The 16,257-nt window shown below is 72.3% G+C and carries 13 protein-coding genes; 7 read left to right on the forward strand and 6 right to left on the reverse strand.

Annotated elements, in window-relative coordinates; translation table 11 throughout:
* Positions 1-35: 35 nt before the first annotated feature.
* Genes P2H44_RS16405 through P2H44_RS16420 form a run of 4 tightly spaced genes read right to left on the reverse strand, consistent with a single transcriptional unit; the run spans position 36 to position 5,094 of the window.
* The gene (locus P2H44_RS16405; RefSeq protein WP_275765039.1) at positions 36-569 is read right to left on the reverse strand and encodes a sarcosine oxidase subunit gamma family protein; all 534 of its coding nucleotides are present in this window, start codon (positions 567-569) and stop codon (positions 36-38) included.
* Positions 562-3,561, reverse strand: a complete 3,000-nt coding sequence (locus P2H44_RS16410; RefSeq protein ID WP_275765040.1) for a sarcosine oxidase subunit alpha family protein — start codon at positions 3,559-3,561, stop codon at positions 562-564. The genes P2H44_RS16405 and P2H44_RS16410 overlap by 8 nt, the downstream gene beginning before the upstream one ends.
* A complete protein-coding gene (locus P2H44_RS16415; protein ID WP_275765041.1) occupies positions 3,558-3,836 on the reverse strand; it encodes a sarcosine oxidase subunit delta in 279 nt (92 codons plus the stop codon). Before P2H44_RS16415 ends, P2H44_RS16410 begins: the two co-directional genes overlap by 4 nt.
* A 7-nt stretch (positions 3,837-3,843) precedes the next feature.
* Complete coding sequence (locus tag P2H44_RS16420) at positions 3,844-5,094, reverse strand: sarcosine oxidase subunit beta family protein (RefSeq protein ID WP_275765042.1); 1,251 nt, start codon at positions 5,092-5,094, stop codon at positions 3,844-3,846.
* A gap of 107 nt (positions 5,095-5,201) precedes the next feature.
* Between P2H44_RS16420 and P2H44_RS16425 the strand changes: the two genes are divergently transcribed.
* The 5 genes from P2H44_RS16425 (at position 5,202) to glnT (ending at position 10,215) form a co-directional block, all read left to right on the forward strand.
* Positions 5,202-5,840, forward strand: coding sequence for a helix-turn-helix domain-containing protein (locus P2H44_RS16425; RefSeq protein ID WP_275765043.1), 639 nt, complete (start codon positions 5,202-5,204; stop codon positions 5,838-5,840).
* Between the two features lie 99 nt (positions 5,841-5,939).
* Positions 5,940-6,824: a class II glutamine amidotransferase gene (locus tag P2H44_RS16430; RefSeq protein ID WP_275765044.1), complete on the forward strand. Its 885-nt coding sequence runs from the start codon at positions 5,940-5,942 to the stop codon at positions 6,822-6,824.
* Complete coding sequence (locus tag P2H44_RS16435) at positions 6,824-7,504, forward strand: GltB/FmdC/FwdC-like GXGXG domain-containing protein (protein ID WP_275765045.1); 681 nt, start codon at positions 6,824-6,826, stop codon at positions 7,502-7,504. Before P2H44_RS16430 ends, P2H44_RS16435 begins: the two co-directional genes overlap by 1 nt.
* Positions 7,504-8,832: an FMN-binding glutamate synthase family protein gene (locus tag P2H44_RS16440; protein ID WP_275765047.1), complete on the forward strand. Its 1,329-nt coding sequence runs from the start codon at positions 7,504-7,506 to the stop codon at positions 8,830-8,832. The genes P2H44_RS16435 and P2H44_RS16440 overlap by 1 nt, the downstream gene beginning before the upstream one ends.
* 75 nt (positions 8,833-8,907) lie before the next feature.
* Entirely contained in the window at positions 8,908-10,215 is a 1,308-nt protein-coding gene (glnT, locus tag P2H44_RS16445) for a type III glutamate--ammonia ligase (RefSeq protein ID WP_275765049.1), read from the forward strand.
* Between the two features lie 433 nt (positions 10,216-10,648).
* Here glnT and P2H44_RS16450 read toward each other — a convergent pair whose 3' ends face one another.
* Both P2H44_RS16450 and P2H44_RS16455 read right to left on the reverse strand, forming a co-directional pair.
* The gene (locus P2H44_RS16450) at positions 10,649-11,470 is read right to left on the reverse strand and encodes an IclR family transcriptional regulator (RefSeq protein WP_275765050.1); all 822 of its coding nucleotides are present in this window, start codon (positions 11,468-11,470) and stop codon (positions 10,649-10,651) included.
* A 55-nt stretch (positions 11,471-11,525) separates the two neighbouring features.
* On the reverse strand, positions 11,526-12,527 hold the full coding sequence (locus P2H44_RS16455) for an NAD(P)H-dependent flavin oxidoreductase (protein ID WP_462976303.1): 1,002 nt from the start codon (positions 12,525-12,527) through the stop codon (positions 11,526-11,528).
* Between the two features lie 522 nt (positions 12,528-13,049).
* Between P2H44_RS16455 and P2H44_RS16460 the strand changes: the two genes are divergently transcribed.
* Together P2H44_RS16460 and P2H44_RS16465 are read left to right on the forward strand one after the other, a co-directional pair.
* Positions 13,050-14,153: an LLM class flavin-dependent oxidoreductase gene (locus P2H44_RS16460; protein ID WP_275765053.1), complete on the forward strand. Its 1,104-nt coding sequence runs from the start codon at positions 13,050-13,052 to the stop codon at positions 14,151-14,153.
* Between the two features lie 28 nt (positions 14,154-14,181).
* A complete protein-coding gene (locus P2H44_RS16465) occupies positions 14,182-16,254 on the forward strand; it encodes a hydantoinase/oxoprolinase family protein (protein WP_275765055.1) in 2,073 nt (690 codons plus the stop codon).
* Positions 16,255-16,257 lie beyond the last annotated feature (3 nt).

Consider the following 16,257-nt stretch of genomic DNA (forward strand, 5'->3'; position numbering starts at 1 on the left):
CGGGGCGGGCGCCCTGCCCGCCCCGCCGGCCCGCCTCAGGGGCCCAGCGCCTCGACGCCCGACGCGCGGCCAGCCTCGATCAGCTCCTCCCACAGGTCGAGGGCGTAGGAGCGGGGGACCAGGACCTCCCACGCCTCCGCCCCGGTGCGGGTCAGCACGATCGAGATCCGCCCGAACAGCATCGGGGCGGAGGCGCCGGTCGGGAAGGCGGAGGGGTGCAGGTCCGCCCCCACGCCCTTCGCCAGCAGCGCCGCGGCGCCCGCCCCCTCAACCGCGATGCGGGCGCGCGAGCCGGTCTGCTCCACCGCGATCACCGCGGGGGCGAGGGCCGCGAAGGCCCCGGGCGCGAGGCCCAGCGCCAGCCGCTGGCCAGGCCCCAGCACGCGCAGGTCGGACGCGGGGACGAGGGGCGCGAGGCGCGCGTCCAGGTCCGTCCCCCGCGCGGCGAGGAGCTGGGTCATCGGCCGGTCGTCCAGCGCCCGGAGGGTCGCCGCGGGCGCGGGGCCGAAGCGGCCCGAGGGGGCCCCGGCCAGCGCCGGGACGGGAGCCAGGGTCAGGGCGTCAGCCATGCAGCCTCCGGTTCTCTGGGTCGAAGTGGACGGGCGGGACGATGCGGGCGCGGCAGGTCTCGCCGCGCAGGTCGTCGCGGATCTCGACGACCTCGCCATGCCGGGCGCGGGCGTCCTTCACCAGCGCGAGGCCCAGCGTCCGGCCCAGGTGCGGCGACCAGCAGGTCGAGGAGACATGGCCCTGCGACGCCTCGAGGCTGGGCGCCGCGTCGGGGACGAGGACGTGGGCGCCGGCCCGGAACACGGCCTCCGGGTCCTCGGCCTGCAGGCCGCAGAGCTGGAGGCGGCCGGGGGCGGTCAGCGCGGGGCGGGAGAGCATCGCGCGGCCGATGAAATCCGGTTTCGCCTTCGGGACCATGCGGCCCATGCCGAGGTCGTCGGCGGTGACTCGGCCGTCGATCTCGGCATGGGTTATGTGGCCCTTCTCGATGCGCAGGACGGCCAGCGTCTCGGCCCCGTAGCAGCACATGCCCAAGGGGCGGCCGGCCTGCATCAGCGCCTCGGCGACGGCGGGGCCGTAGTCCGCGGGGACCGCGATCTCGTAGGCCAGCTCGCCGGAGAACGAGATGCGGAACGCCCGGGCGGTCACGCCCGAAGCGCCCCGAAGGGGCGCCTGCGCGACGCCCATGAAGGGCATGGCGGCGTCGGAGAGGTCGGCGTCGAGCACCTGGGCCAGGATCTCCCGCGACTTCGGCCCCGCGACGGCCATCTGCGCCCAGGCGTCGGAGACGGAGGCGAGGCGCACGTCCAGCCCCGGCCACAGCACCTGCGCGCAGAAGTCGAGGTGGGCCATCACCTCCTCGGCCTTGGCGGTGGTGGTGGTCAGGACGAAGCGGTCCTCGGTCAGCCGCGCGACGGTCCCGTCGTCCATCACGAAGCCGTCCTCGCGCAGCATCACCCCGTAGCGGGCGCGCCCGACGGGGAGCTTGGCCATGCCGTTCAGATAACATCGGTTGATGAATTCGGCGGCGTCCGGGCCGACCACCTCGATCTTGCCGAGGAAGGAGACGTCGCAGAGGCCGGCGGCCACCCGCACGGTCCGGGCTTCGCGGGCCACCGCCGTCGCCCAGTCGTCTTCGCCGGGCCGCGGGAACCAGGCGGGGCGGAGCCAGGCGCCGGTTTCCATGAAGACCGCGCCCTGCGCCTCGGACCAGGCGTGCAGCGGCGAGCGGCGGACCGGTCGGAACGCCGGGCCGCGGGCGCCGCCGGCCAGCGCGCCGAAGGAGACGGGGGAGAAGAACGGGCGCTGGGTGGTCAGGGGCACGGCGCCCGGCGCGAGGCCCTGCGCCTGCGCCAGGATCACCGCGGCGTTCACCGCGCCCATCCGCCCCTGGTCGGTCGCCATGGCCGAGGTGGTGTAGCGCTTGGCGAGCTCGGGGTGGCCGTAGCCCTCCTGTTTCGCGCGGGCGAGGTCCGCGGTCGTCACGTCGTTCTGGAAGTCGACGAAGCGCTTGCCCTTGGGGCCGCCGAGGGCGCCCAGCGCGCGGGGGGGCGGGGCGTCCTCGGGCGCCGGGGGGAAGGCGGGGGCGGCTATCAGGCCGATCTCGGCCAGCGCCGTCACGGCCTGCCGGGCGCCGTCGGCGAGGCAGGCGGCGCGGCCCAGCAGGCCGGCGGCGCCGCCCGCCACGTGCAGGCCGGGCTGGGAGAGCGGGGGGAGGAAGGCCTGCCGCTCCTCGGACCACTGGGGCCTCGCGCCGCGCTGGCAGGCGAGCTGGCCGTTGGGGCTCCAGCCGCCGGACATGGCCACCGCGTCGACCGAGAGGCGGCGCAGGGAGCCGTCGGGGCGGCGGACCTCGAGCGCCTCGACCGCGCGCATTCCCACGGCGCGCTCTGGGCGGGCCCGCAGGATGCGGGCGGTGCCGCGCCAGTCCTCGGCCCGGCCGCCGCGCCAGTTGTTGCGGGTGGGGGCGTAGCGGTCGGCGTCGTCGGGCTCGCGTTCGGGGGAGCAGTCGACGATGGCGGCGACCTCGACCTCGCGGGATTCCAGGGCGGCGGCAAGGGAATAGCCGGCCTCGCCGTTGGTCAGCACCGCCACGCGGCGGCCCGGCGCGACGGCCTGGGCGACGAGGCGGCGGCGGATGCCCGACGCCATGACGACGCCGGGGAGGTCGTTGCCGGGGAATACCAGCGGGCGTTCCTCGGCGCCCGAGGCCAGCACCGCGGAACGGGCGACGATGCGCCAGAGCCGCTCGGCGGGGCGGTCGGGGTGGGGGGGGAGGTGCTTTCCCACGCGTTCCAGCGCCCCGAAGACGTTGTCGTCGTACCAGCCGAAGACGGTGGTGCGGGGCAGGATCTGCACCTGCGCGGAGGCGTGGAGTTCGGCCAGCAGCTCTTCGCGCAGCTCGGCGGAGGCGTCGCCGCCGTCGTCGAGCAGCCAGCCGCCGGGCTCGGGCGCCTCGTCGGCCAGGATCACCCGGGCGCCGGCGCGGGCGGCGGTGACGGCGGCCGAGAGGCCCGCGGGGCCGGCGCCGATCACCAGCAGGTCGCAATGGGCCCAGGTCTTCTCGTAGCGGTCGGGGTCGGGCTGGATGCCGGCGCGGCCGAGGCCGGCGGCGCGGCGGATCAGCGGCTCGTAGACCCGCTCCCACGCCTTCGGGGGCCACATGAAGGTTTTATAATAGAATCCGGCGCCCAGCAGGGGAGACAGGAGGCCGTTGAGGGCGCCGACGTCGAGGGTGCGGGAGGGCCAGGCGTTCTGGCTGCGGGCCTCGAGCCCCTCGTATATCTCCAGCGTGGTGGCGCGGACGTTGGGCTCCTGCCGGCCGCCCGTCCCGACGGTGACGAGCGCGTTGGGCTCGGCGGAGCCTGCGGCCAGCACGCCGCGCGGGCGGTGATACTTGAAGCTGCGCCCGAAGGTCGTCACGCCCTCGGCCAGGAGGGCGGAGGCGAGGGTGTCGCCGGCGAAGCCCGTATAGTCGCGGCCGTCGAAGCGGAAGCGGATCGGGCGGCCGCGGTCGATGCGGGCGGCGACGGGGAGGCGGCGACCGGTCACTCCGCGGCCTCCTGCGCCGCGTCCTGGGCGTCGCGCACGGAGTGGACGGCGTGGGTGGTCACGTCCCGCTCGACCACCAGCCAGCGGCGGCAGCCGCCGGCGTGGCGCCAGTGTTCCCGGTGCAGGCCGCGGGGGTTGGGTCGCAGGTGGAGGTAGGCGTGCCAGGCCTCGGGCCCCGCCTCGGGGTCGGGGCGGCTCACGGTCGCGTCGCCGCGGATGGAAAATTCCTCGCGCGGGCGGCGGCCGCAGTGGGGGCAGTCGATCAGGCTGGCCATGGCGCCCTCAATGCAGGTTCGGCTGGGCGCCCACGCCCTTCTCGTCCAGCACCGCGCCGGAGGCGAAGCGGTCGAGGCGGAAGGCGCGGGCGGTGGGGTGGGGCTCGCCGGTGGCGATCAGGTGGGCGAAGCACAGGCCCGAGGCGGGGGTCGCCTTGAAGCCGCCGTAGCACCAGCCGGCGTTGAGGAAGACGTTCTCCAGCACCCGGTCGATGATGGGGGAGCCGTCCATGGACATGTCCATCACCCCGCCCCAGCTGCGCAGGGCCTTGGCGCGGCTCAGGGCCGGGATCATGGCGACGCCGGCCTCGACCACGTCCTCGACCACCGCGAGGCCGCCGCGCTGGGCGTAGGAGTTGTAGCCGTCGATGTCGCCGCCGAAGACCAGCCCGCCCTTGTCGGACTGGGAGACGTAGAAGTGGCCGGCGCCGAAGGTCACGACATGGTCGATGAAAGGCTTCAGCCCCTCGGACACGAAGGCCTGCAGGACATGGCTCTCGATGGGGAGGGTGAGGCCGAGCATCGAGGCGGTGACCGAGGAATGCCCGGCGGTGGCCAGCGCCAGCTTGCCGCAGCGGATCGTGCCGCGGGTGGTCTCGACCGCCACGGCGCGCCCGCCCTCGCGGCGGATGGCGGTGACCTCGCAATGGGGGATGACGTCGACGCCGCGGGCCGACGCGGCGCGGGCGTAGCCCCAGGCGACGGCGTCATGGCGCACGGTGCCGCCGCGGCGCTGGATCAGGCCGCCCTTGATCGGGAAGCGGGCCGTGTCGAAGTCGAGCATCGGCAGCATGCGGCGCAGGGCGGGGACGTCGAGGATCTCGGCGTCCACCCCGTGCAGGCGCATGGCGTTGCCCCGCCTGCGATAGGCGTCGCGCTGGGCGTCGGTGTGGAACAGGTTGATCACGCCCCGCTGGGAGACCATGGCGTTGAAGTTCAGGTCCTGCTCCAGCCCCTCCCACAGCTTCATCGAGAGTTCGTAGAAGGGATTGTTCCCCTCCAGCAGGTAGTTGGAGCGGATGATGGTGGTGTTGCGCCCCACGTTGCCGGAGCCGACGTAGCCCTTCTCGAGCACCGCCACGTTCGACACGCCGTGATCGCGCGCCAAGTGATGGGCGGTGGCGAGACCGTGGCCCCCGCCGCCCACGATCACCACGTCGTAGGCGGGCCGGGGCTCGGGCTCGCGCCAGGCGGGGGCGAGCGCATCGGCGCCGCGCAGGGCCTCGCGCAGGAGGGTCAGGGCGGAATAGCGGCTCATGCTCGGGCCTCGATCCTGGGCGCCGGGCGGGCGGCGCGCCGACGCGCCCCCTTCAACCGGGGCGAAAGAAATATTACCCACAGGGGAGAAGGATGGGAGGCGCGACGATGACCCAGACCCGACGCGGACTGAGCCAGGACCCGCACGCGACGCGCGACGCGCTGGACAACAGCCTCGAGCAGGCGATCGGCCACGAGGTGCGCGCCTATCGCAAGCAGATGGGCGTGACGGTGGCGGACCTCGCGGCGGCGACCGGCATGTCGCTGGGGATGCTCTCGAAGATCGAGAACGGCAACATCTCGCCCAGCCTCGCCACCCTGCAGGCGCTGTCGCGGGGGCTGGGCGTGCCGCTGACCGCCTTCTTCCGCCGCTTCGAGGAGGCGCGCGGCGCCGTCCACGTGCGCGCCGGGGAGGGCGTGGACGTCGAGCGGCGCGGCACCCGCGCGGGGCATCAGTACACGTTGCTGGGGCATCTCGATCACGCCTCCGCCGGGGTGGTGGTGGAGCCCTACCTGATCACGCTGACCGACGATTCGGACGTGTTCCCCACCTTTCAGCACGAGGGGATGGAGTTCCTCTACATGCTGGAGGGGGAGCTGCAATATCGACACCGCGACCGCCTCTACCAGATGCTGCCGGGCGACAGCCTCTATTTCGAAGCCGACGCCCCCCACGGGCCGGAGGTTCTGGTGACCCTGCCCGCCCGCTACCTGTCGATCATCTGCTACCGCGGCGCGGGGGGGTGATGCGACAGGTTTGCCTGTGGGGAAAATTTCTTTCCTGAAATCTTGTCGAGTCGCAAGCGCCTCGCTAGCCTGCCCGCAACTTTTGCAGGAGGGCGGCCGATGTGCGGAATCGTCGGGCTGTTTCTGAAGGACAGGGCGCTTGAGCCGCAGTTGGGCGCGCTCCTGTCCGAGATGCTGGTGACCATGACCGACCGCGGCCCCGACAGCGCGGGCATCGCGGTCTATGGCGCGCCCGCGGCGGGGCGCGCGCGGCTGACGGTGCAGTCGGCGACGCCGGGGGCGGCGTTCCCCGCGCTCGCCGCCCTCGCGGCCGAGCACGGCGCGGAGATGGTCGAGAAGGACACCCACGCCGTCCTGACCTGCCCGGCCGACGCCCTGCCCGCCCTGCGCGCCGCGGTCGAGGCCGTCCCCGCCCTGCGGATCATGAGCGCGGGCGAGGCGATGGAGGTCTACAAGGAGACCGGCCTGCCCGCCGCGGTGGTGGACCGTTTCGGCATCCGCGGGATGGCCGGCAGCCACGGCGTCGGCCACACCCGCATGGCGACCGAGAGCGCGGTGACCACGCTGGGCGCGCATCCGTTCTCGACCGGCGCGGACCAGTGCCTGGTGCACAACGGGTCGCTCTCGAACCACAACAACCTGCGCCGGGAGCTGGTGCGCGAGGGGATGCGCTTCGAGACGGAGAACGACTCGGAGGTGGCGGCGGCCTACCTGACCGCGCGCATGGCCGAAGGGCGCAACCTGGGCGAGGCGCTGGAGGGGGCGCTGGAGGACCTGGACGGGTTCTACACCTTCGTCGTCGGGACCAAGTCCGGCTTCGGCGTGCTGCGCGACCCCATCGCCTGCAAGCCCGCGGTGATGGCCGAGACCGAGGCCTACGTCGCCTTCGGCTCGGAATACCGCGCCCTCGTCGGCCTGCCCGGCATCGATCTTGCAAAGGTGTGGGAGCCCGAGCCCGCCACCGTCTACTTCTGGGAACGCTGATGCCCGTCTTCGACCTGGCCACGACCCCGCTGCGCGATTTCCACCGCGCGCTGCACGCCGCGCCCGCAGGCTCGAACGAGGCGTTCGAGGTGCTGAACCCGCGCGGCCTGCACTCCGTCGCCGTGGGCGCGATGGCGCCGGTCCACGTCGATGTGCGGGGGTCGGTGGGATACTACTGCGCCGGCATGAACGAGGCCGCCGAGATCACCGTCCACGGCTCGGTCGGGCCGGGCGTGGCCGAGAACATGATGTCCGGCAAGGTCGTCGTGAAGGGCAACGCCAGCCAGTACGCGGGGGCCACGGGCCACGGCGGGCTGCTGGTGATCGAGGGCGACGCGGCCTCGCGCTGCGGGATCTCGATGAAGGGGATCGAGATCGTGGTGAAGGGCTCGATCGGGCACATGAGCGCCTTCATGGCCCAGTCGGGCGCGATGGCGGTGCTGGGCGACGCGGGCGAGGCGCTGGGGGATTCCCTCTACGAGGCGCGGCTCTACGTGCGCGGCTCGGTCAAGTCGCTGGGCGCGGACTGCGTCGAGAAGGAGATGCGGCCCGAGCACCTGGCCCAGCTCGCGGACCTGCTGGCGCGGGCGGGGGTCGAGGCCGATCCGGCGTCGTTCCGCCGCTACGGCTCGGCCCGAAAGCTCTACAACTTCAACGTCGATCACGCGGGGGACTACTGATGTCCTACGACAACCCGCCCACCCATCCGCGCAAGTCGGCGACCTTCGACGACTACACGCTGTCCGAGATCCGCCGGGCGGCGGCGACGGGGATCTACGACATCCGCGGCGGCGGCGCGAAGCGCAAGGTTCCGCATTTCGACGACCTGCTGTTCCTGGGGGCCTCGGTCTCGCGCTACCCGCTGGAAGGGTATCGGGAGGCGTGCAACACCGCCGTCACGCTGGGCGACCGCTTCGCCTCGAAGCCCATCCACCTGAAGATCCCGATCACCATCGCGGGGATGTCCTTCGGCTCCCTCTCCGGCCAGGCGAAGGAGGCGCTGGGGCGCGGGGCGACCCTCGCCGGCACCTCGACGACCACCGGCGACGGCGGAATGACGGAGGAGGAGCGCGGGCACTCGGAGCTCTTGGTCTACCAGTACCTCCCCTCCCGCTACGGGATGAACCCGCGCGACCTGCGCCGCGCCGACGCCATCGAGGTGGTGGTGGGCCAGGGCGCGAAGCCGGGCGGGGGCGGGATGCTGCTGGGCCAGAAGATCACCGACCGGGTGGCCGAGATGCGCAACCTGCCCAAGGGGATCGACCAGCGCAGCGCCTGCCGGCATCCCGACTGGACCGGGCCCGACGACCTCGAGATCAAGATCGGCGAGCTGCGCGAGATCACGGCCGGCGAGAAGCCGATCTACGTGAAGGTCGGCGGCTCGCGCCCCTACTACGACGTGGCGCTGGCGGTGAAGTCGGGCGCGGACGTGGTGGTGCTGGACGGCATGCAGGGCGGCACCGCGGCGACGCAGGAGGTGTTCATCGAGCATGTGGGCCTGCCCACGCTCGCCTGCATCCGCCCCGCCGTGAAGGCGCTGCAGGACCTGGGCATGCACCGCAAGGTGCAGCTCGTGGTCTCGGGCGGGATCCGGAACGGGGCGGACGTGGCGAAGGCCATGGCGCTGGGGGCGGACGCGGTCTCGATCGGGACCGCGGCGCTGGCGGCGCTGGGGGACAACGATCCGCGCTGGGAAGACGAGTACCGGGCGCTGGGGACCACCGCAGGCGCCTACGACGACTGGCACGAGGGGCGCGATCCGGCCGGCATCACCACGCAGGACCCGGCGCTGTCGACCCGGCTGGATCCGGTGGCGGCGGGGCGCAGGCTGGCCAATTACCTCGCGGTGATGGCGCTCGAGGCGCAGACCATCGCGCGGGCCTGCGGCAAGTCCGATCTGCGCAACCTCGAGCCCGAGGACCTCTGCGCCCTGACGATGGAGGCCGCCGCCATGGCGCGCGTGCCGCTGGCGGGGACCGACTGGATACCGGGCGGCGGCGGCTTCTGAGCCGCCCCCGGGGAGGAGATCGCGAACGACGGGGGAACCCCGCGCAGGACATCACCGACAGGGATCGAGGGACGCATGACCAAGGATCTGGCCGCCTGGGGGAAGGAGCGCGGGGTGCGCTACTTCATGATCGGCTATACGGACCTGTTCGGGGGGCAGCGGGCGAAGCTCGTGCCCCTGCAGGCCATCGCCATGATGCAGGAGGACGGCGCGGGCTTCGCGGGCTTCGCCTCCTGGCTCGACCTGACGCCGGCGCATCCCGACCTCTTCGCCGTGCCCGACGCGGACGCGGTGATGCAGCTGCCCTGGAAGCCCGAGGTGGCCTGGGTGCCCGGCGACCTGATCCTCGACGACGCGCCGCTGGCGCAGTCGCCCCGCCAGGCGCTGAAGGCGCAGGTGGAGAAGGCCGCGGGCCTGGGCCTGCGGGTGATGACCGGGGTGGAGGCGGAGTTCTTCCTGGTCTCCGCCGACGGGTCCGAGATCTCGGACGGCCAGGACAAGGCCGACAAGCCCTGCTACGACCAGCAGGCGCTGATGCGGCGCTTCGACGTGATCTCGGCGATCTGCGACGGGATGCTGGAGCTGGGCTGGGGCCCCTACCAGAACGACCACGAGGACGCGAACGGGCAGTTCGAGATGAACTGGGACTTCGCGGACGCGCTGGTCACCGCCGACCGGCACTCGTTCTTCAAGTTCATGGTGAAGTCGCAGGCGGAGGCCGCCGGGCTGCGCGCCACCTTCATGCCCAAGCCCTTCGCCGGGCTGACGGGGAACGGCTGCCACATCCACGTCTCGCTGTGGGATCCGGCGGGGAAGACCAACGCCTTCGCCGATCCCGAGGCCGAGTTCGGCCTGTCGGCGCAGGGGCGGCGCTTCCTGGGCGGGATCATGAAGCACGCGGCGGCGCTGACGGCCCTGACCAACCCCACCGTGAACTCCTACAAGCGGCTCAACGCGCCGGTGACGCATTCCGGCGCGACCTGGGCGCCCAACACCGTCACCTGGTCGGGCAACAACCGCACCCACATGGTGCGCGTGCCGGGGCCGGGGCGGTTCGAGCTGCGGCTCGCGGACGGCGCGGCGAACCCGTACCTGCTGCAGGCGGCGGTGATCGCGGCGGGGCTCGACGGGATCGCGACCGAAGCCGACCCGGGGCCGCACTGCGACTTCGACATGTACGCCGAGCCCGAGAAGGCGAAGGGGGCCGAGCGTCTGCCGCTGAACCTGCTCGACGCGCTGCGCGCCTTCGATACGGACGAGACGCTGAAGGCGGCGCTGGGGGCGGAGGTCTCGGCGGCGTTCCTGAAGCTGAAGCGGCAGGAGTGGGAAAGCTACGTGGCCAGCTTCACGGCCTGGGAGCGGGAGTGGACGCTGGACGTCTGACGACCCTCACACGGGGGAGCGGTCTACAGGCGCCCTGCGGGCGGGCTTGGGCCCTTGGGGTAGGGCGCGCCTGGAAGGGCGGGCGTGGCTGCCTCCGGCGGGCTCCTGACTCACCCAAGAACAAGGGCCGCGCCTGTTCTCCGGAGCCGTCTCTCGCTGATGGATGCCTGAGCGAGTCGCCGGACGGGGTCAAGGACAAGCCCGCGCAAGCGCGGGTCGCTTCGCGATCCCTGACCCCGTCCGGCGACTCGCTCTTTCCGGCATCCGCGAGAGACGGCTCCGGAGAACAGGCGCTTGGCGACCGGGCTCGGGCGTCGCGCCATGGCGCAAGGTTTGCAGGCGGGGAGATGGGGGGCACGGGCGGGACGGCGGGGGCGCGCCGCGGGCGAGGGGGCGGCGACCGGCGCGACGGGGGACGCGGCGCCTCGCGCGCTCAGCCGCGGGAGATGCGGGCGGCCATTTCCTGGAGCATGGGGGCCACCTCCTTCTCGAGACGCAGGCGGGGGAGCGTGTAGCTCGCGCCGCCGCAGGTCAGGGCGTAGACCTGACCGTCGCCCTCGGTGCGCAGCGGCACGCCGGCGGTGTTCACCTGGGCGCGCCAGTTGCCGAGCGACATGCACCAGCCACGCTCCTCCACCATGCGGATCGCGTCGCGGATGCCGGTCAGGATCGCGGGCCAGGTGTCGGGATCGGCCTGGGCCTCCATCTCCTCGATCAGGCGCTCGCGCTCGTCCTCCGGCGCGGCGGCGAGCCAGGCGCGCCCGGCGGCCGAGCGGGCGAGCGAGATGCGCGAGCCGACGTCGAGCTGGAGGGACATCACGCCCTCGGAGCGGGCGCAGGCGATGTAGGTCATGCGCAGGTTGTCGCGCGCCGAGAGGGCGATCACCACGCCGCCGCCCACCCGCTCGGCCAGCTCGTGCATGTGGGCCTGGGCGGTGTCGCGGATCCGCAGGCCCGCGAGGCAGGCGTAGCCGAGGCCGAGGACCGCGACGCCCAGCCGGTAGCGGCCGTCGCGTTGGTCGTAGCGCAGGTAGCCCAGGCGGCTGAGCGTGTAGGTGATCCGCGAGACGGTGGAGGCGCCGAGCCCCGAGCGCACGCAGATCTCCTGGTTGCCCAGGCCGTCGTCGCCGGGGCGGAACACGCGCAGGACCTCCAGCCCCCGGTGCAGGGCCGAGACGAACTGCCGGTCGCCCTCGAAGGGCTTCTGGCCGACGGCCAGGTCGGCATGTTCGGGGATGGCGGTGCGCTTGCGCATTCGGGCTCCGCGTTCGGGGGGGAGGGACGGCGGGCGCCGCCCCTCCCGGCCCCGATCAGCCGGCGGCCGCTTCCGCGGTCGAGAGGCGCGCGTAGCCGGGGTTCGCGGCCTTGGGGCCGGTCGCGTCCATGCGGGCGCGGGCGGCGAAATACTCGCGCTCCAGCCGCGCCACCAGGGCCGCGGTCGGGACCACGTCCTTGACCATGCCGATGCCCTGCCCGGCGCCCCAGATCTCCTTCCACTTCTTCGGCTTCTCGCGCTCGCCCGAGTCGTTGAGCTTGAAGGACATCTTCGAGGGGTCGGAGGTCTCGAGGTTGTCGGGGTCCATGCCGGCGTTGACGATGGAGGGCTTGAGGTAGTTGCCGTGCACGCCGGTGAAGAGGTTGGAGTAGACGATGTCCGAGGCGCCGCTCTCGGTGATCATCTGCTTGTAGCCGGGGACGGCGTTGGCCTCCTCGGTCGCGATGAAGGCGGAGCCGATGTAGGCCATGTCGGCGCCCATCGCCTGGGCGGCGAGGATCGAGTCGCCCTTGCCGATCGCGCCCGAGAGCAGCAGCGCGCCGTCGAACCACTCGCGGATCTCGGAGATCAGGGCCAGCGGCGACTGGGCGCCCGCGTGGCCGCCGGCGCCGGCGGCGACCGCCACCAGGCCGTCGGCGCCCTTCTCGATGGCCTTCTTGGCGAAGTGGTTGTTGATCACGTCATGCACGACGAAGCCGCCGCAGGAGTGGGCCGCGTCGTAGACCTCGGTCCGCGCGCCCAGCGAGGTGATCCAGAGCGGCACGTTGTACTTCACGCAGAGCTCGACGTCGCGGTCGAGGCGGGTGTTGGACTTGTGCACGATCTGGTTGACCGCGAACGGGGCCGCGGGCGCGTCGGGGTTGGCCTGGTTGTGGCGGTCCAGCTCCTCGGTGATCCGCTTCAGCCAGGTCTCGAGCATCGGGGGCTCGCCGTCCTTCTCGCGCGCGTTCAGCGCGGGGAAGGAGCCGACGACGCCGGCCTTGCACTGGGCGATGACCAGCTCGGGGTAGGAGATGATGAACAGCGGCGAGGCCATCACGGGCAGCCGCAGGTTCTGCAGGATCGGGGGCAGGCTCAAGGCGTCGTCCTTCCGGTTGTCTGGCGGCCGCCGCCCCTTGGCGGGGCGAGTCGGCCGCGGCGTTCCTCTTTGCCCGGCAGCGTATCGAAAGCGACGGAGGTGCGAAATATAATTCCGCCCGTCGAAATTAGCCGCGACGCGCGGGCGCGGCGCCGATCTCGGGCCGGGCCTTCCTCCACGCAGCCGGGCGGGGGGAGCCTGCCGGGACTCCCCCCTTCCGAGCGCACCATGCCTGACCGGGCGGCCGGGAAAATCGTCGCTTTGGATTAGCTGCGCTTGACCGTTGTCCAGACATTAGGTCAGCTTTCTTGCATCGCAGCATTTCTCGTTTGCGTAATGTTGCGATGCCGCGAAAGCTTGATGACAGGACGACGACGGGGCCGAGGCCCGCCGCGTCCCCGACACCGACCGGCGGCCGCGCCGGGCCGCGCGCGACGCGGCCTCGCCCGGCCCGTCCGGGGAGCCATTCCGGGGAGAGCCATGCAGTTCGGCCTGTTCAACCTGCTGACCTATCGCGACAATCCCGGCGGCATCGCCGGGGTGATCGAGGACAGCCGCACCATGGTGCGGCTGGCCGAGCAGGCGGGCTTCCACGCCGCCTGGTTCGCCGAACACCATTTCACGAATTACTCGCTGTCCGTGTCGCCGCTGATGATGGCGAGCCACATGGCCGCCGCGACCTCGACCATCAAGATCGGGCCGGCGGTGGTGGTGCTGCCGCTGCATAACCCGCTGCGGGTGGCGCAGGAGATCGCGCTGCTGGACCAGATGTCGGGGGGGCGGGCGCTGCTGGGGCTGGGCTCGGGCTACCAGCCCTACGAGTTCGACCGCTTCAAGATCGACATCGCCGCGAAGAACGAGGTGTTCTGCGAATATTTCGAGGTGCTCCGCCAGGCGATGGAGGAGGGGCATGTCGAGTTTCGCGGAAAACACTTCGAGGCGCCCTCGACCGTCTTCGCCATGCGCCCCGCCTCCGGCAAGCTGCCGCCGCTGTTCCTGACCACGCAGGCCCCGGAAGTCCTGAAGGCCGTCGGCCCGCACGAGCCCACCGCCTTCATCGCCGGCGCCTGGTCGGGCAAGGCCGATGCGCTGGTGAAGTCGAAGGAGGGGCTGCGGGCGAACTGGATCGCCTCCGGCCTGCCCGAGTCGACCATGCGCATCGCCATGCAGCAGTACATCGCCGTGGTCCGCTCCCACGCCGAGGCGCTGGAGGCGGCGGAGCGCGCCCGCTCCTACGCCCGCATGGTGTGGGCGCTGCGCCAGCCCAAGATCGACCTGACCGCGTCGGGCGAGATCGTGCCGCTGGAGCTGCCGGACGAGCCCAGCCTCGAGGATCTGGCCCGCAACATGGTGATCGGCGACTCTCATGAAGTGGCCGAGCGGATCGTGGCGGACATCCGCACCCTGGGCCCCGTTCACTACAACTGCTTCTTCCAGTTCGGCGACATGCCGATCCGCATGGCCGCCGCCTCCCTGGAGCGTTTCGGCGCCGAGGTGATCCCGCTGGTGGAGAAGGAAGTGGGCCCGCTTTCCGAGCTCGGCGACGCCGGCGAGGCGCCGCGCGCCATCGCCCGCGCCGTCTGACCCCATAACAAGAACAAGGAGGCGCCCAGTGGCCTGGCGCATCGGAGTGGACATCGGCGGCACCTTCACGGACGTCGCGATGGTCGAGGAAGAGACGGGGCGCATCGGCATCGCCAAGGTCCCGACGACCCCGCTGGACTTCGCGGAGGGCGTGCTGGCGGGCCTCTCGCAGGGGCTGGAGCGGCAGGGCGTGGGCCCGGACGCCGTGACCCTGCTGAGCCACGCGACCACCATCGTCACCAACGCCCTGCTGGAGAAGAAGGGCGCGCCCTGCGCCTTCGTCGGCACCCGCGGGCACCGGGACGTGCTGGAGCTGCGCCGCTCGGTCCGCATCGACCTCTACGACCTGGAGCAGGACGCGCCGCCGGTCATCATCCCCCGGCAGAACCGCTTCGAGATCACCGAGCGGGTGGACGCGCAGGGCGACGTGGTGACCCCGCTGGACGAGAGCGAGATCCCGGCGCTGGTGGAGCGGATCAAGGCCTGCGGAGCGCAGACGGTCGCCGTGAGCTTCCTGTTCTCGTTCCTCAACCCCGCGCATGAACAGCGGGTGGGCGAGCTGCTGCGCGCCGCCCTGCCCGGCGTGCAGATCTTCCTCAGCTCCGACGTGCTGCCGGAGATCCGGGAGTTCGAGCGCGCCTCGACCACCGCGGTCTGCGCCTACGTCGGGCCGCTGCTGGAGTCCTACCTGAACCGCCTCAGCGAGGCCGTGAACGGGATCGGGTTGCCGGAGCTGCACGTCATGGGCTCCTCGGGCGGCGTGGTGGACATCGCGGAGTGCCTGCGGATGCCGGCGCAGGCGGTGGAATCCGGGCCTGCTGCCGGCGTGATCGCGGCGGCGCTGGCGGGCGAGCAGCTGGGGCTGGACCGGGTGATGTCCTTCGACATGGGCGGGACCACGGCCAAGGCCTCGGTGATCGTCGATGGCGAGATCCAGGTGACGGCGGAATACGAGGTCGGCGGGACCTCGAACGCCAAGCGCTGGCTGAACGGCTCCGGCCACCCCATCCGGGTGCCGGTGGTGGACCTGGCGGAGGTGTCTTCCGGGGGCGGCTCGATCGCCTGGGTGGACCTGGGCGGGGCGCTGAAGGTGGGGCCGCACTCGGCGGGCTCGCTGCCCGGGCCGGTGGCCTATGGGCGCGGCGGGACCAAGCCGACGGTGACCGACGCCAACGTGATCCTGGGGTATCTGAACCCGGTCTCGCTGCTGGACGGCGACCTGAAGATCGACCGGGAGGGGGCGATCCGGGCGATGGAGGCCGAGGTCGGCTCGGTCCTGGGCCTCTCGGCGCATGAGGCGGCGCAGCGGGTGGTTCAGGTGGTCAACGCCAACATGACCCAGGCGCTGCGCATCGTTTCGGTGGAGCGCGGCCTGGACCCGACCGAGTTCACGCTAATGGCCTTCGGCGGCGCGGGCGCGATCCACGCGATCTTCCTGGCGGAGGAGCTGGGCATGACCTCGGTGGTGGTGCCGCCGGCGCCGGGCGTGTTCTCGGCCCTGGGGCTGGTGACCACGAACCTGAAGCGGGACTATTCGAAGACGGTCTATGCGGACCTCGGCTCGCTGACGCCCGCGGCGCTGATGGCGGAATACGCGGTGATGGAGGCCGACGGGCTGCGGATGCTGGAGGGCGCCAAGGTGCCCGAGGCGCGGCGCAAGCTGGTCCGCCAGGCGGACGTGCGCTATCGCCGGCAGGCCTACGAGCTGACGGTGAACGTGCCCGAGGGCGAGCTGGACGAGGCCGCGATGCAGGCCATCGCCACCGCCTTCCACGAAAAGCACCGCCAGACCTACGGCCACGCCAACGAGGCGGAGCCGATCCAGCTGGTCAACATCCGCCTCTCGGCGCTCGGCCTGCTGCCGAGCCTGCGGCTGAGCCTCGACATCGACCCCACCGCGGCGCGGCGCGAGACGCGGCCCGTGTGGTTCCCCGAGGGGGGCGAGGTCGACTGCCCGGTGATCTGGCGCGACGGCATCGCGGCCGACGCCGAGTTCCCCGGACCCGCGATCGTGGAATCCCTCGACGCCACCACCGTGGTTCCGCCCGGCTGGACCGTGAAGGTCGACGCCGACGGTTTCCTGCACGCCCGGAGGGCCTGAGCC

Source organism: Albimonas marina, from assembly GCF_029223255.1.
Classification (GTDB): Bacteria; Pseudomonadota; Alphaproteobacteria; order Rhodobacterales; family Rhodobacteraceae; genus Albimonas.

Bases quoted from the DNA above. Each gene is read 5' to 3' on its own strand.
- P2H44_RS16460 (WP_275765053.1), top strand. From the start codon at position 13,050: ATGCAGTTCGGCCTGTTCAACCTGCTGACCTATCGCGACAATCCCGGC.
- P2H44_RS16430 (WP_275765044.1), top strand. From the start codon at position 5,940: ATGTGCGGAATCGTCGGGCTGTTTCTGAAGGACAGGGCGCTTGAGCCG.
- P2H44_RS16415 (WP_275765041.1), bottom strand. From the start codon at position 3,836: ATGGCCAGCCTGATCGACTGCCCCCACTGCGGCCGCCGCCCGCGCGAG.
- glnT (WP_275765049.1), top strand. From the start codon at position 8,908: ATGACCAAGGATCTGGCCGCCTGGGGGAAGGAGCGCGGGGTGCGCTAC.
- P2H44_RS16420 (WP_275765042.1), bottom strand. From the start codon at position 5,094: ATGAGCCGCTATTCCGCCCTGACCCTCCTGCGCGAGGCCCTGCGCGGC.
- P2H44_RS16440 (WP_275765047.1), top strand. From the start codon at position 7,504: ATGTCCTACGACAACCCGCCCACCCATCCGCGCAAGTCGGCGACCTTC.
- P2H44_RS16435 (WP_275765045.1), top strand. From the start codon at position 6,824: ATGCCCGTCTTCGACCTGGCCACGACCCCGCTGCGCGATTTCCACCGC.
- P2H44_RS16425 (WP_275765043.1), top strand. From the start codon at position 5,202: ATGACCCAGACCCGACGCGGACTGAGCCAGGACCCGCACGCGACGCGC.
- P2H44_RS16450 (WP_275765050.1), bottom strand. From the start codon at position 11,470: ATGCGCAAGCGCACCGCCATCCCCGAACATGCCGACCTGGCCGTCGGC.
- P2H44_RS16455 (WP_462976303.1), bottom strand. From the start codon at position 12,527: ATGGCCTCGCCGCTGTTCATCATCTCCTACCCCGAGCTGGTCATCGCC.
- P2H44_RS16405 (WP_275765039.1), bottom strand. From the start codon at position 569: ATGGCTGACGCCCTGACCCTGGCTCCCGTCCCGGCGCTGGCCGGGGCC.